Here is a 13,623-nt window from a genome sequence, read left to right on the forward strand (position 1 = left end):
CGCCACTAGGAGGCTGCAATGAGGTCACTGCGTACCCTGTTGTTATTCCCTGCGGCGTGGCGCCGGGCACCCCAGATACTGATCGGCGCGGCGGCCATCGCACTGGCCGCTTGCAGCACCAAGGGCGTCGCGCCCAACCCTGCCCTCACCGAAGACACGCTCGACGAGTACGCCATCGTCATCGTCGGCCTCGACACGCCATTGCAAAGCACCTGGGGCCCGTGGAATTTCTCGGACTTCAACCAGACGGTCAACGGCATCATCGGCGGCAAGATCACCCGAACCCTCAACAGCAATCCGCCAACACGCGGCTATCTCGCCATGCGTGTCTCGCCGCTCATGCGCAACGAGCGCTTCGGTCCGATGGAGTTCACGCCGCCCGACAACAGCTATCGCTTCCGCTATTGCAAGGGGCGCAAGGTGCCGACAGTTCAGGTCAAACGCGGGGACGTGATCTACGCGGGCACGCTCGTGCTCGACAGTCGCGACGGCAAACTCTGGCTGCGCACCGAGTTCGACATGGCGGGCGCGCGCCGCTTCGTGCAGGCGAACTATCCGTCGCTCGCCGACAAGCTCCAACCGCAGCCGTTCACGTATTACGAAGTGAAGAGCGAACCGGGTTGCCGGTAAATCCCGGATGCCCTGGCTCACGCCGATGAGCGCCGTCGGCGTGGCATCACGGCATGCGAGGTGCAAGCCGGTCCCTCGGGAGTCCGTCCGGGTTCAACCCGTCTGTGCCTCGTCGCTCGGCGTGAGCACGATCTCGCGCCCCTCGCACAAGGTGTCGGCGCGTTCGCTCAGTTCGTTCGCGACGTCGGACAAATGACGCCGCAGCGTATCGGCCAGCACCGACTCCGGGGCATGCGCCGGGCGCAGCATCTCGACCGGAAACTCGATGGCTGGCGAGACCCGGTACAAACGCTGCGCCTGCACATGCGCACTCGCTGCGGTGAACTGATCGAGTAGTGCGTAGCCCAGCCCATGCTCGACGAGCGCCGCCGCGAGCGAATACGTCTGCACCATCAGTTCGGCGTCTTGCAGCAGTTCCGTCTGGTCCAGACGCTCGTTGATCAATGCGCCCAGCGGCGTGTCGTCGTGCAGCTTGATGAGATCGCGACCGGCAAGCGCGTCGGCGCTGGCGGGCCCGCGCCGCGAAAGCTTGGGCCACGAGGCGGGCACGGCGAGCACGATGTGCCCCTGCGCCACCGGGCGGCTCACGATACCAGCGGCCATTGGCGGCGCAGACACGATACCCACGTCGACCGAGGACGTCAGGATCGCGGTGATCGTCTCGCTCGTGTGATGGGTGATGAGCTCGAAGACCACGTCGGGATGCGCCCGGCGCATGCGTTCGATGGCCGCCGGCAGCAGGCTCTGCGCAAGACTCGGCGTGACGGCGATGCGCAGATGACCCACACCGTGCTGACGCAGATTGCGCGACGTGGTCCGCAACCGTTCCAGATCGGTGAAGATGCGCTCGACGTCGGGATACAGGCGCCGGGCTTCCGCCGTGGGCACGAGACGTCCCTTGATGCGATCGAAGAGCTTGAAGCCGAGCTGCTGCTCGGCATGCTGCAACACGCGGGAGACGACCGGTTGCGAGACGTTGAGCAATTGCGCCGCGCCGCTGGCCGAACCGGTCAGCACCACCGCGCGAAATGTCTCGATATGCCGCAATTTCATGCCTGACGTGATCTCCCTGTCTTCGATGCCCGGATCGGCAGCACCGCCGATCCTATAGCCAAAAGACATATGCTGCCTCAAATCTGCATAGGTTGCCGAATTTTCTCCCCCTACACTGCGTAGCAAAGGGCGGGAGAAAAAGGACCCTGGAAGGGACCCCAGAAAGGACGGCACAACCGCCCTCCGCAAATTTTTTCCTGCCTTGCGTTCCCTTGCGTTTTTCGTTGTTATCTATCTCATGCACATTGGAGTTATCGGCGCGGGTATCGTCGGCCTTGCCAGCGCGTATCAGTTGATTCGCGCGGGTCATGACGTCACGGTGATCGATGCCGGACGCGGCCCCGGCCTCGGCACCAGCTTCGCCAACGGCGGTCAGTTGAGCTACGGCTATGTGTCGCCGCTTGCCGCCCCTGGCGTGCTCTCGCAACTGCCGTCGCTGCTGTTCTCACGCACGGGACCGCTGCGCATCAAGCCGTCGCTCGATCCGGATTTCTGGCGCTGGTCGGTCGAGTTCGTCAAACACTGCAATGCCAGCGCGAATGCCAGCTCCACGCTGCGTCTGCTCTCGCTCGGGCTGCACAGCCGCGAGGTGATGCTGGAATTTCTGGCGCAGGAATCTCAGGCGTCGGCCGCGTTCGCGTACCGTCTGAGCGGCAAGCTGGTGGTGTATCGCGACGCCGCCACGCTCGCGGCGGCAGAGCGCTCGCTGGAACTTGCCAACGGGCTCGGTTACCCGCAGCGCCGGGTCGACGCGGCGACGTGCGCCACGCTCGAACCCGCGCTGGGCAAGATCGCAGGCGAGCTGGCCGGCGGCATCTACACCCCGGGCGAAGGCACCGGCGACTGCCAGTGGCTTTGCAACGAGCTGGCGCGCATCGTCACCGCCTCCGGGCGCGGCACGCTGCGCCTCGAACAGGAAGTGACCGGGTTCGACGTGCGCGGCAACACCGTGCAGGCGGTTCGCACGCGCACCGGCGACATCCCGGTGGACGCCTGCGTCGTCGCCAACGGTCTGGGCGCCGTGCCGTTGTTGCGTGAGGTTGGCGAGCCGGTGTCGATGTACCCGCTCAAGGGTTACAGCCTGACGTACCGCGACGCGCCGTCGGATGCCCGCCCGCAAGTCTCCGTGACGGATGCCGACAACAAGGTCGTCTACGCGAGTCTCGGCGACCGTCTGCGCGTGGCGGGCATTGCCGATCTGGTCGGGTACGACAATGGCATTGCGGCACACCGCATCAGCGCGCTGCGTACGCTGTCCGCCGGGCTGTTTCCGTCGTTGCGCGGCACGCCGGCGCCGCTCGAATGGACCGGCATGCGCCCGTCCACGCCGCATGGGCGGCCGGTGCTGGGGCGCGCGGACAAGCTGGGGAATCTGTGGCTGAACGTCGGCCACGGCGGGTTGGGTTTCACGTTGTCGATGGGGGCCGCACGCGCCATCGCCGACGCCATCGACGGCAAGCGTCCCGCCGTCGATCTGACAGGGTTTGCCCGGCTGGCCGCGTAAGCGTCGGTATTCGACCATGTCGGGGCACTCGGGCACACGGCCGGCGTTGTGAGACGCCGGGTCGCACGCGAGGCATCAGCGGCACGACGCCCACGGGGAACGATGGGGCGTGTCGGGTTGTATCAGTGTTTTACATTCACCTCCGATAGGACAAGAGACCATGAAGAAGCTGTTTGCTCCCCTGCTGCTCGTCAGCGCCGTCGCCGCCCTGTTCGCGCAAGCCGCGAGTGCAGAGGAACTGACCGGCACGCTCAAGAAGATCAAGGACACCGGCGTGATCGCTCTCGGCGTGCGCGAGTCTTCGATTCCGTTCTCGTACTCGGATAACGCCGGGAAGACCATCGGCTACTCGCAGGAAATCGCGCTGAAGATCGTCGATGCCGTCAAGAAAGAGCTGAAGACGCCGAACCTCAAAGTGACGGAAACGCCGATCACGTCGCAGAACCGCATCGTGCTCATGCAGAACGGCACGATCGATCTGGAATGCGGCTCGACCACCCATACGTTCGATCGCGCCATGCAGGTCGGCTTCTCGCACAACATCTTCCTTTACTCGATCAAGATGATCGCCAAGACGGGCTCGGGCATCACCGACCTGAACAGCCTGAAGGGCAAGACCATCGCGACGACGGCCGGCACCACCGCCGACCGCATTCTCTCGGGCAAGAAGGGGGAAGTCGGCTTCAACCTGATTCAGACGAAGGAACACTCGGACGGCTTCCTGACCGTCAAGCAGGGCCGTGCCGTCGCGTTCGTGATGGACGAGCCGCTGCTCTACGGCCAGCGCGCCGCCCTCTCGGCAGGCGAAGCCAAGGGTTATGAAATCGTCGGCCCGAACCTCCAGTTCGAAAACTACGCCTGCATGATGCGCAAAGATGACCCGGCATTCACGAAGGTCGTGGACACGGTCATCGCCGACATGGAGAAGTCGGGCGAGATGGAGAAGCTGTACAACAAGTGGTTCACGCAGCCGGTGCCGCCGAAGAATCAGAACATGAACTATCCGATGACGCCGGAAATGCGCGCCATGTTCAAGGACCCGATCACGAAGGCTTACGACTGATCCTGACGGACTGACCGTTGTGCAGGGACCACGGTCCCTGCACCGGACGATCCCGTTTTTTGCCGTTTCCTCAGATTCCCCCCTCATGAACTCGCACGCCACGCTCGGCATCCTCGGCGGCATGGGCCCCGCCGCTGGCATCGACCTCTGCCGCAAGATCGTCGACCAGCACCCCGCCAACCGCGATCAGGATCACATCCCGTTCATCCTGTATTCGGTCCCGCAGATTCCCGACCGCACCGAAGCGCTGCTGCGCGACGGCGCCTCGCCCCTCGACGGCATGCTCGATGGCGTGCATGCACTGGAACAGTCCGGCGTAGGCTGCATCGCGATTGCCTGCAATACCGCTCACGCGTGGCTCGACGCACTGCGTCATCGCACCCGTCTGCCCATGCTCGACGTGGTCGAAGCGGTCGCCGGCGAACTGTCGACGTGCGTCGCGCCCGGCGCCCCGATCGGCCTGATGGCCACGGAGGGCACGCATCACGCCAACGTCTACCGGCCCCGGCTCGAAGCGCTGGGCTACCGTTTCGTCAGCCCGAGCGAGCCGCTGGCCCACCAGGCGCTCGTCAATGAAGGGATCCGCCTGACCAAGGCCGGAGACATGCGCCGCGGCGGTGAAGCCCTCGCAATGGCGATGGAACAACTCCTTGCCGCCGGTGCGCAGCGCGTGATCCTCGGCTGTACCGAAATCCCGGTCGCGCTGGCGACCCTCGATTCGCCGCTCGCGCGCTTCGGTCTGGATGCGTCCGCCGCGCTGGCCCGTGCCTGCATCGCCTGGTCGCTCGCACATGAAGTGCCGACACACGGCTGAACGGGAACTCGCCACGCGCGAATCCTCAATTTCCTGATTTCTCATTTTCCCGACGCCTCTCTCATCTGCCGCGAATCGCCGTTCCCCAAGGGCAGCGCGCGGCAGCGTCGGCCGACCATGAATGTTGCGATGTTGCATCGCAATGACAAAATCCACGATTGCTGCCCCCTCAAGTCGCTCCGGCTTGGGTAGACTGGCGCACGCAAGTTGATCGCGCCGGTGAAAATACCGGCGGCATGGAGGTGTTCCGGGCGGACGATGTTGACCGAACTTCGGTCAAACGCCACCGGCCATGCAGGAAAAAATCCCGATTGTCTTGTAGGAAAAAATCCAACACGGGAAATCCGTTGGAAAGCGGCGTGAAACGGGGATTGAGGCCATCAAAATCGCTGGCGTCTTTAGCTATAATGGCCCACAATCCATCGGACACCTGCCGGACCACGGTCCGGCCATGAGCGCGTTTGCCTTAACGGGGAAGCACATGAGCGGCAGCGCGCTCGACGTGATGCATGCACAGACAACAACAATGAGTTCAGATCGACTCCCAGCCGGTGTGCCTTTGGTCGAGCCTTCGACCCTGGCACCGGCAATCGCCGAGGCCAACGCCACGGCGCCGGCCCCGGCATTGTCCCGGGCGCTGGTCGAGCTGACCGGCGGACTTTCGGCACATGTTGCAGCCGATGGCCGTTTCCTTTTCATTGCCGAAGCTTCCCTGCGTCTGCTCGAGTACTCGCGTGAGTACATCGACCATGCCACGCTCTTCGAGCTGACTGGCATCGAAGACGTTCCTTTGTTGCAGGATGCGTTTTCCGCCGCCCAGACCCTCGGTCCCCAGCAGTGCACGGTACGCCTGCTGCGCGGTCTGACCGACCGTGTCTGGATGCGCCTTCGCATTGCCCAGTACACCCCGCGCATCGGCAGCGCCTCCAGCGCCACGTTCCTCGTGCACGGCGAAGACATCACCGCGTTCAAGGAAAACGAAGCGCGTCTGTCCGACCTGGCGGTACGCGATGCGGTCACGGGTCTCGGCAATCGTCAATATATTCAGCAGTGCATCGTCGAGACGATTCAGCACGCGCGTGAGGGCGGCCCGAATTTCGCCGTCGCCCTGCTCGATCTGGACGGCTTCAAGAAGGTCAACGACTCGCTCGGTCACGACGTGGGCGACCAGTTGCTGCGCGACGCCGGCCAACGCCTGATCGCGCAGATTCGCGAGACGGACATGGCCGCGCGCATGGGCGGCGACGAATTTGTTCTGGTGCTGCCCGGCTGCGATAACGAACAGGCGCTCGGCGGCATCATGAAGCGACTGCTCTCGGCGGTTCAACAGCCGTTTCAGGTCGGCGATCAACTGCTGCACCTGACGACGAGCATCGGCGTATCGTTCTACCCGCAGCACGGCGACTCGGCCGGCCTGCTGATCAAGCACGCCGACGCCGCCATGTACTGCGCCAAGGATCGCGGCCGCAACGGTCTGTTCGTCTACACGGACGATCTGGGCGATTTGCACCGCAAGGCGTTTTCGCTGGAATCGGCGATGTTCGAGGCCATTCACAACGGTGAATTCAGCCTGCATTACCAGCCGATCTGCGATCCGGTTTCGCTGAACGTGAAGGGTGTCGAGGCGCTGATGCGCTGGCATCCGGCACTCGGTCCGGTCTCGCCGGCCGAATTCATTCCGCTGGCCGAGGCCAATGGTCTGATCAACTTGCTGGGCGGCTGGGCGTTACGCGCCGCTTGCATGCAGCTCGCGCGCTGGGATCGCACCCGGCTCGACGGGATCTACATGTCGGTCAACGTCTCGGCACAACAGTTTCACCATCCGTCTTTCCCGAGCCTCGTGTGGCAGGCGATCGCCGACTCCGGCGTGGAAGGTCACCGGCTGGTGCTCGAAATTACCGAAAGCGTGCTCATGCGCGACCCGGAGCAGGCCAATCTGGTATTGCGCGAGTTGCAGACGCTGGGCGTGCGTTTCGCCGTCGACGACTTCGGCGCGGGCTATTCGAGTCTGGGATACCTCAAGCGTTTCCCGCTCTCGGCGCTCAAGATCGACCGCAGCTTCGTCAAAGACATGCCGACGTCACCGAACGACCGTACGATCGTCACGGCAGTTCTGGGACTGGCACGCGAGCTGGGTCTGTCGGCAGTCGCCGAAGGGGTCGAGACGGAAGAACAACGGCAGATGCTGATCGATCGCGGCTGCCATTCCATCCAGGGCTGGCTGGTGTCGAAGGCCTTGCCTGCGGGAGAACTGGAGGCGGCCTTTGCGAGCGGGCGTCTCAACGTGGATGCCGGCCACTGACCGGACAACCCCGCTACCATGAGCCTTACCAAAGAAAAAACGCTCGAATTGTTGTGGCAGCGCATGGCTGAGCGCGGCGACTTTCCGTCGCTGCAACGCTCGGTCACAGGCATCGTGTCTGCCATGCAAAGCGAGAACACGAGCACGGCCGACCTCGCGTCGTCGGTGCTCTCGGATTTTGCTCTCACCCAGAAAGTGATTCGTCTGGCCAACTCCGCCATGTATGCGCCGTTTGGCTGCAACGTGACGACGGTCTCGCGCGCGATCATGATTCTGGGCGTCGACACGATCGGTCACCTGGCCCTCAGCCTGAAACTGCTCGAAGGCTTCGGCGAGGTCGCCGCGCGTCGCGACGACATGGCACGCGAGCTGGCCCGCGCCACGCTCGCAGGCGCTTTCGCCCGCGACATCACTTCGAAGAACGGGATCCGCGACGGTGAAGAAGCCGTCGTCTGCACGTTGCTGCATCACGTGGCGCGTCTGCTGGTGACGTATTGCTTCCCCAACGAATGGGTCGAGATTCAGGAAATCGCGGCCGAGCAAGGCATCAGCGACAGCGATGCCTGCGAGCAGGTGCTGGGCATCTCGTTCCCGGAGCTGGCCGAAGCGGCAGCGCGCAAATGGGGCCTGCCGGAATCGATTGCGACGAGCATGCGCCCGATCGATCTCGATGGCGACACGCCGCTCTCGCACGCCGACTGGCTGTGCGCCGTCGCGAACATGTCCAACGAGATGGTGACGGAGCTCACACGCGGCGCCGATGCGGCACGTCTGGCCGAACTGGCCGAGCGTTATGCCGATCGCCTCGCGCTGGACATCAGCGAAGTGGTCTCCGTCGGTGAGGAGATGGCGCGCGACACGAGCCATCAGGAATTCATTGCGATCAGCACCGGCGCCTCGAACACGCGTCAGCCGCCGGCGGGCAAGCCGCTGGATTCGGCGCGACGTCTGGCCGACGGGCTTTCGGAAGTGCGCGCCGCCACCGGTGAGACCGATGCGGTCGGGCTGCTCAACCTCACGCTCGAAGCCATCCTGCAATCGCTGGGCTTCGTCAATTGCGCGGCGTTCGTGCGCGCACCGGCGGGCAAGTTCTTCGAGATGCGTTTCGGCATCGGGCGCGACGTGCAGCCGCTGCTCGGCCTGACCTTCCCGGAAGCGTTCGAGCCGGACGTCTTTCATCTCGCCCTGACTAACGGCCGTGCGATCCTGATCGACAACGCCCGCGAACCGCGCATCGTGCCGCGCATTCCGCTGTGGCACCGTCAGCACTTCTCGCACGTGAAGTCGTTCTTCCTGCTGCCGGTTCGCCAGCGCAATCAGACGGTGGCGTTGCTCTACGGCGATTGGGGCGGCGCCTTGTGCGCAGGCGGCATCGGCGCGAAGGAAATGGAGTTCCTGCATCACATGGGGGACGAGATTTCGAGCAAGCTCGAGAGCGTCGCTCAGCAAAATGCGGCAACGGGCAACACCACCGATTCGCTCGCCCGCAAGCCGTCAGGCACGACTGGCGGCCGTTAAGTTAAGTTAAGTTAAGGCCACGCCGGTTCATCACGCGAAGCCGCGACCGTCCGACAACCGTCGACGGTCGTTTTTGTTTGTCCGCGCCGATCGCAGCGGTGTCTCGGCAATTCATATCGTCAATGCAATCTTTGGTATCGCGGATTCGATATAGTCTGCGGCGCTCGTCCTGCGACGTCGGCCACGCACTGGATATTTCGCACACGTGCCGCCGTCCGCCATGGCAGCGCGATGTCACGCTATCAGGCGCTGTTCCCCGCGTGGCGTAAGGCGTCAGCCCGTTTGGGCGATCTCCCTGCACGCAGGCGTACTATGTCGCCAGACCGCAGTTTTTCTCCACGACTGCGCGTCAGTCGTCGGCCGCGCATCGTCCTCAATGTCCTTCGATGTTTTTTGACGCGACTCGCTGCACCCCGGTAAAAAATTTACGCTCGGTTTCGCCTTATCAGTCAGGCCATGTAAATCAAATCGTACCGTCGGATCAGGAGAAGACATGACGCAATCTGCTGCTGCACCGGTGCATCCGGTCGACGAGCGCCTGCCGCTCCCCAAGTTGTTCACGCTGGGATTGCAACACGTGCTGGTGATGTACGCGGGCGCCGTTGCGGTGCCGCTGATCATCGGTGGCGCGCTCAAGATGTCGGTCGATCAAATCGCGTTCCTCATCAACGCCGATCTTTTCGCGTGCGGTATCGCCACGCTCATCCAGACGCTCGGCCTGTGGATCTTCGGCCTGCGTCTGCCGATCATGATGGGCGTGACGTTTACCGCCGTGACACCGATGATCGCCATCGGCACGAACCCGGACCTCGGCCTGCTCGACATCTACGGCGCGACGATTGCCGCCGGCATTATCGGGATTCTCATCGCGCCGTTCATCGGCAAACTGCTGCGGCTCTTTCCGCCGGTCGTGACGGGCACGGTCATTACGGTGATCGGCATCTCGCTCATGGGCGTCGGCATCAACTGGGCGGCGGGTGGTTTCGGCAATCCCGACTACGGCAACCCACTGTATCTGGGCGTGTCGTTCGCGGTCTTGCTGTGCATCCTGTTCATCACGAAGTATGTGCGCGGCTTCTTCTCGAACATTGCGGTGTTGCTGGGCATTCTGTTCGGCACGATCGTGGCGATCGCACTCGGCAAAGTGTCGTTCGCAGGCGTGTCGGAAGCCCCGTGGTTCGGCTTCGTCATGCCGTTTCACTTCGGCGTGCCGCGCTTCGATCCGATCGCCATCGCCACGATGACGCTGGTGATGCTTGTCACCTTCATCGAGTCGACCGGCATGTTCCTCGCGGTGGGCGACATCGTGGGACGTCCGGTCGATCAGAAGACGCTGGTGCGCGGCTTGCGTGTCGACGGACTGGGCACGATGATCGGCGGCATCTTCAACACGTTCCCCTACACGTCGTTCTCGCAGAACGTGGGACTGGTCGGCGTGACGGGCGTCAAGAGCCGCTGGGTGTGCGCCATGGGCGGCTTGATTCTGATCGTGCTGGGGTTGTTTCCGAAGGTGGCGCACGTGGTGGCGTCAGTGCCGCAGTTCGTGCTGGGCGGCGCGGGCATCGTGATGTTCGGCATGGTGACGGCCACCGGCATCAAGATTCTCTCGACGGTGGATCTGTCGAAGAACCGCTACAACCTGTACATCATCGCGATCAGTATCGGCGTTGGGATGATCCCGGTGGCGTCGGACAAGTTCTTCATGAAACTGCCGCACGCCCTCGCCCCGTTCTTCCACAGCGGCATTCTGCTCGCATCGATCAGCGCTGTGCTGCTCAACGCACACTTCAACGGGTTGCGCAGCGAGGAAGAAGCGAGCGCGCTGGCGCAGGAGGCCGGCAAGCAGGCGGATGCGGCGCATTGAGGGTTATGAGGTGTGGGTGTTGAACCGATTTCTGATCATTTCATCGAGTTGCCGATGTTGTCGTTGCGTGCTCTCCTGAACTGCGACAGTGACGTCAGCTATGTGTTGATCGAGGCGTTCGTCATTGTAGTCAAATGGTTCGCGCAACGTTAGTCCGCTCAGCCAGTGCGGACCAGCAATGTCGGAAACGGCGTCGAGATCAGAGGTTTCAGGAGGCGCGGCAACTTCCGCTGGAATGCCTGCCGCTCGACCGAAGATCCATGCAAACCACATCGCACGCCGTTCCTTTTCCGAATCAAAGTCGGAACACATCGATCCGCTGGCACGATTCCGGACGACCATCGCCCCATTGGCCACCATTTTCTCGAAGATGTCTCCATCACATCGATCCAACTGAATAGACGATATGCGATCGGTCGACGCGTCAAACTCGGGAAACATCTCCTGGAAGTACGGCGCTAATGCCTCCTTCAACGACAGGAATGGCGCGGTATATCGCCTGGGCTCCGACGGTGGATTGAGCCCAAATCGGTCCAGCCCGGCCTTCATGACGCCAAGTGTCCGAGTCCATAGCGGCTGTTGGTGTCCAGCGAGGTAGAGTGTTGCGGTCTTTTTGTCGTTGGCGTGGTCAGTGGCATCACCGCGAAACATGAGGATCATGCCGGGCACGGCCAGACTGTCGGTTTTTTTGCCGCCGTATAAAACACGTTGATCCGGAGGGTAAAGCGTGCTCCGATACCGTGCGCTCCATCCCTACGGGGTTCCGACAGATGCTGCGCATGAGTGAGCGCATTCCGGGCGTTAGCTTTCTTTTCATGACGGGATCGTCGATAAGATCTGACAACGCGCGCTTAGACCACGGCACGATCACTTGGCGGCACGAAGAATCCGTTTCCGACAAAAGATAGTCGGCAACGACGTGCGCGAATGCGTGCCCCTGATCTTCTGGCAAACCAACCCGAATCCACGAGGCCGCCATATCGATAGCACGCCGGATAGGGACATAGACATCGGGCTTCCCCGACGCTGTCCCCTCGCGCACCCAGTTGTCCATTTCGTGCTCAGGCCAGCGGCCTATCCGGCTCGCAAGATCGCGCGATGATCTGCCATGCCGTCCCAACCGGTCGGATTTCTCGCGAATCCGGGGCTCTGTGCAAGATCGTCACATGCCGCAGATCGATGTCGCCCGGCTCGACCGATGGACAAAACCGCTCAAGGAGCCGGTGCGGCAGGGTGAACATTTCCCGTTCGACTGAATCGATGAAAGCATTCATTTCTCGCCGCAGATCCGTCCATTCGTCGGGTGCCGTTCACCGCCGCGACGATAGCATCGCTCATGCCCCACAAAGAAGCCGCCAATTGCCTGCCCGGATTCAGAGACAGCAACGCGTCTTCAAAACCGACGGTGGCGTCGGGGCGCCCTCCGAGCCAGTCGCGCCACAGACTTCGCGTCGTACTTTCCGATGCAAAGTCTCGCGCCATTGACGCCCTCGCACCCACATCGACGACACGAGCGGCGTCCGTCGCCATCTTTTCGAAGATGTCGTCGTTGTACGGCACCAGTTCGGCGCGGACAACCTTGTCCGACGCCTCCGAAAAGTCCGGCACCATCAGCTTCAGGTAATAGGGCAGCATCTCGCCCAACGACAACGTTGCTTTTGGAAATGCCGATAACGGCTTCACACTCGCGTTCGCGGCAAATTCGGCGATCGATCTCTCCATGCTGCCGAATGCGCTGGCCCTGAACGATTTCTCCATGCCGGCGCAGTAAAGCACCGCCGATTTCGTTTTTCTGTTTTCGGCGCCGCTGACGGCTGTCGAGACAATCACCATACCCGGGACAGTCAGGCTGTCGATACCGTTCGCACCCTTGCGAGAAACGCCAATCTCTACGGTGTAAGCAAACACACTGGCCCCTTTGCGATCAAAACGCGCTTCGATGGTGGGATGCTCACAGAGGGCATTCAAAAGGGAGGCAATCAATCGCTGCGCCGATTTCGTTTCGTCGATTTCAACCTTGGTGCGCGCAGCAAGCGCATCCCGATTCCATTGCGCGATCGTTTCCCGCGCCGAGGCATCGGTGAGCATGGCATCGGCAATCGACCGGGCTGTTGCACGCGCGCGATCTTCCGGCACATCCTGACGCACCCAGGTCACAGCGGCATCGATGGCCGATCTCGCCGGCTGGAATGTCTCCGGATCCTGACCATGCTTCACGCAAACCCACTGGTCGTAGTCCGCCTCCGACCAACGGCCGGTACCGCTCACGATATCCGCGATCAATTTTCCCGCCGATCCGACTACCTTGTACTGCGGCGGTTGCGGCGCCGCCTGAGACGCAGCCTCCCCCGAGGGAAGCACCACGCCGATGAGCATGTCTCTCGGATGCATGCCGTCCGGGAGATCGAGCGCGGAGAATATCTCCCGGGGCAATGCGTTCAGCCCGGCGTCTAGCGCCTGCGTGAATTCGTCGAGAGACGCCACGTCGTTCGACAACCTCACCGCATCCACCGAGGTCGATGGCATCGCGCCCGCTGCGATCGATGACGACACTGCGCCATCGTCCTGGGGGATTCGGGTGCTTTCCGATATCGATGAGGATTGTGAGGATGGCGCGGAATGGCTCGCGATATCGGGACTGACAGTGGGCACTCCCAGTCCTGACGATAACGAGTTGATTTCCATGAGGGACTCCGGATGTCTGATGTGGCGGATCGTCGGTGGATATCCCAATCCCACAGGACGGGGCGGGACATGCACGTTCGCCCTCACCGACGTTGCGCCATCGTTGCCCTGATATCGCCAAGGCACTTTCAACAATCGACCCAACGCCTGCGAGCTATTTCCCCCGCGCCGACGGCCCGGCGCTGTGACA

The 13,623-nt window shown here is 62.6% G+C and carries 10 protein-coding genes; 7 read left to right on the plus strand and 3 right to left on the minus strand.

Annotated features, from left to right (window positions below; translation table 11 throughout):
* The first annotated feature begins 18 nt into the window (after positions 1 to 18).
* A complete protein-coding gene (locus tag PCA20602_RS10230) occupies positions 19 to 630 on the plus strand; it encodes a hypothetical protein (protein WP_150721150.1) in 612 nt (203 codons plus the stop codon).
* A gap of 93 nt (positions 631 to 723) precedes the next feature.
* Here the strand turns inward: PCA20602_RS10230 and PCA20602_RS10235 are convergent, their stop codons facing one another.
* Positions 724 to 1,752, minus strand: a complete 1,029-nt coding sequence (locus PCA20602_RS10235; protein ID WP_150721151.1) for a LysR family transcriptional regulator — start codon at positions 1,750 to 1,752, stop codon at positions 724 to 726.
* Between the two features lie 169 nt (positions 1,753 to 1,921).
* Here PCA20602_RS10235 and PCA20602_RS10240 point away from each other — a divergent pair, with 169 nt between their 5' ends.
* The 6 genes from PCA20602_RS10240 to PCA20602_RS10265 all read left to right on the plus strand — a co-directional run bounded on the left by PCA20602_RS10240 (position 1,922) and on the right by PCA20602_RS10265 (position 10,748).
* A complete protein-coding gene (locus PCA20602_RS10240) occupies positions 1,922 to 3,187 on the plus strand; it encodes a D-amino acid dehydrogenase (protein WP_150721152.1) in 1,266 nt (421 codons plus the stop codon).
* 160 nt (positions 3,188 to 3,347) lie between these two features.
* Complete coding sequence (locus PCA20602_RS10245; protein ID WP_150721153.1) at positions 3,348 to 4,250, plus strand: transporter substrate-binding domain-containing protein; 903 nt, start codon at positions 3,348 to 3,350, stop codon at positions 4,248 to 4,250.
* An 85-nt stretch (positions 4,251 to 4,335) separates the two neighbouring features.
* A complete protein-coding gene (cuyB, locus tag PCA20602_RS10250) occupies positions 4,336 to 5,064 on the plus strand; it encodes a cysteate racemase (protein ID WP_150721154.1) in 729 nt (242 codons plus the stop codon).
* A gap of 526 nt (positions 5,065 to 5,590) precedes the next feature.
* Positions 5,591 to 7,366: a putative bifunctional diguanylate cyclase/phosphodiesterase gene (locus tag PCA20602_RS10255; protein WP_174980965.1), complete on the plus strand. Its 1,776-nt coding sequence runs from the start codon at positions 5,591 to 5,593 to the stop codon at positions 7,364 to 7,366.
* A gap of 18 nt (positions 7,367 to 7,384) precedes the next feature.
* Positions 7,385 to 8,884, plus strand: a complete 1,500-nt coding sequence (locus tag PCA20602_RS10260; RefSeq protein ID WP_150721156.1) for an HDOD domain-containing protein — start codon at positions 7,385 to 7,387, stop codon at positions 8,882 to 8,884.
* A 493-nt stretch (positions 8,885 to 9,377) separates the two neighbouring features.
* On the plus strand, positions 9,378 to 10,748 hold the full coding sequence (locus PCA20602_RS10265) for a nucleobase:cation symporter-2 family protein (protein ID WP_069344795.1): 1,371 nt from the start codon (positions 9,378 to 9,380) through the stop codon (positions 10,746 to 10,748).
* Positions 10,749 to 10,751: 3 nt separating this feature from the next.
* On the opposite strand, the gene PCA20602_RS10270 is transcribed toward PCA20602_RS10265, so the two are convergent.
* A complete protein-coding gene (locus tag PCA20602_RS10270; protein WP_150721157.1) occupies positions 10,752 to 11,417 on the minus strand; it encodes a hypothetical protein in 666 nt (221 codons plus the stop codon).
* Positions 11,418 to 11,960: 543 nt separating this feature from the next.
* Entirely contained in the window at positions 11,961 to 13,433 is a 1,473-nt protein-coding gene (locus tag PCA20602_RS10275) for a hypothetical protein (RefSeq protein WP_150721158.1), read from the minus strand.
* Positions 13,434 to 13,623: the final 190 nt, after the last annotated feature.

This window comes from Pandoraea capi, assembly GCF_902459735.1.
GTDB classification, from domain to species: Bacteria; Pseudomonadota; Gammaproteobacteria; order Burkholderiales; family Burkholderiaceae; genus Pandoraea; species Pandoraea capi.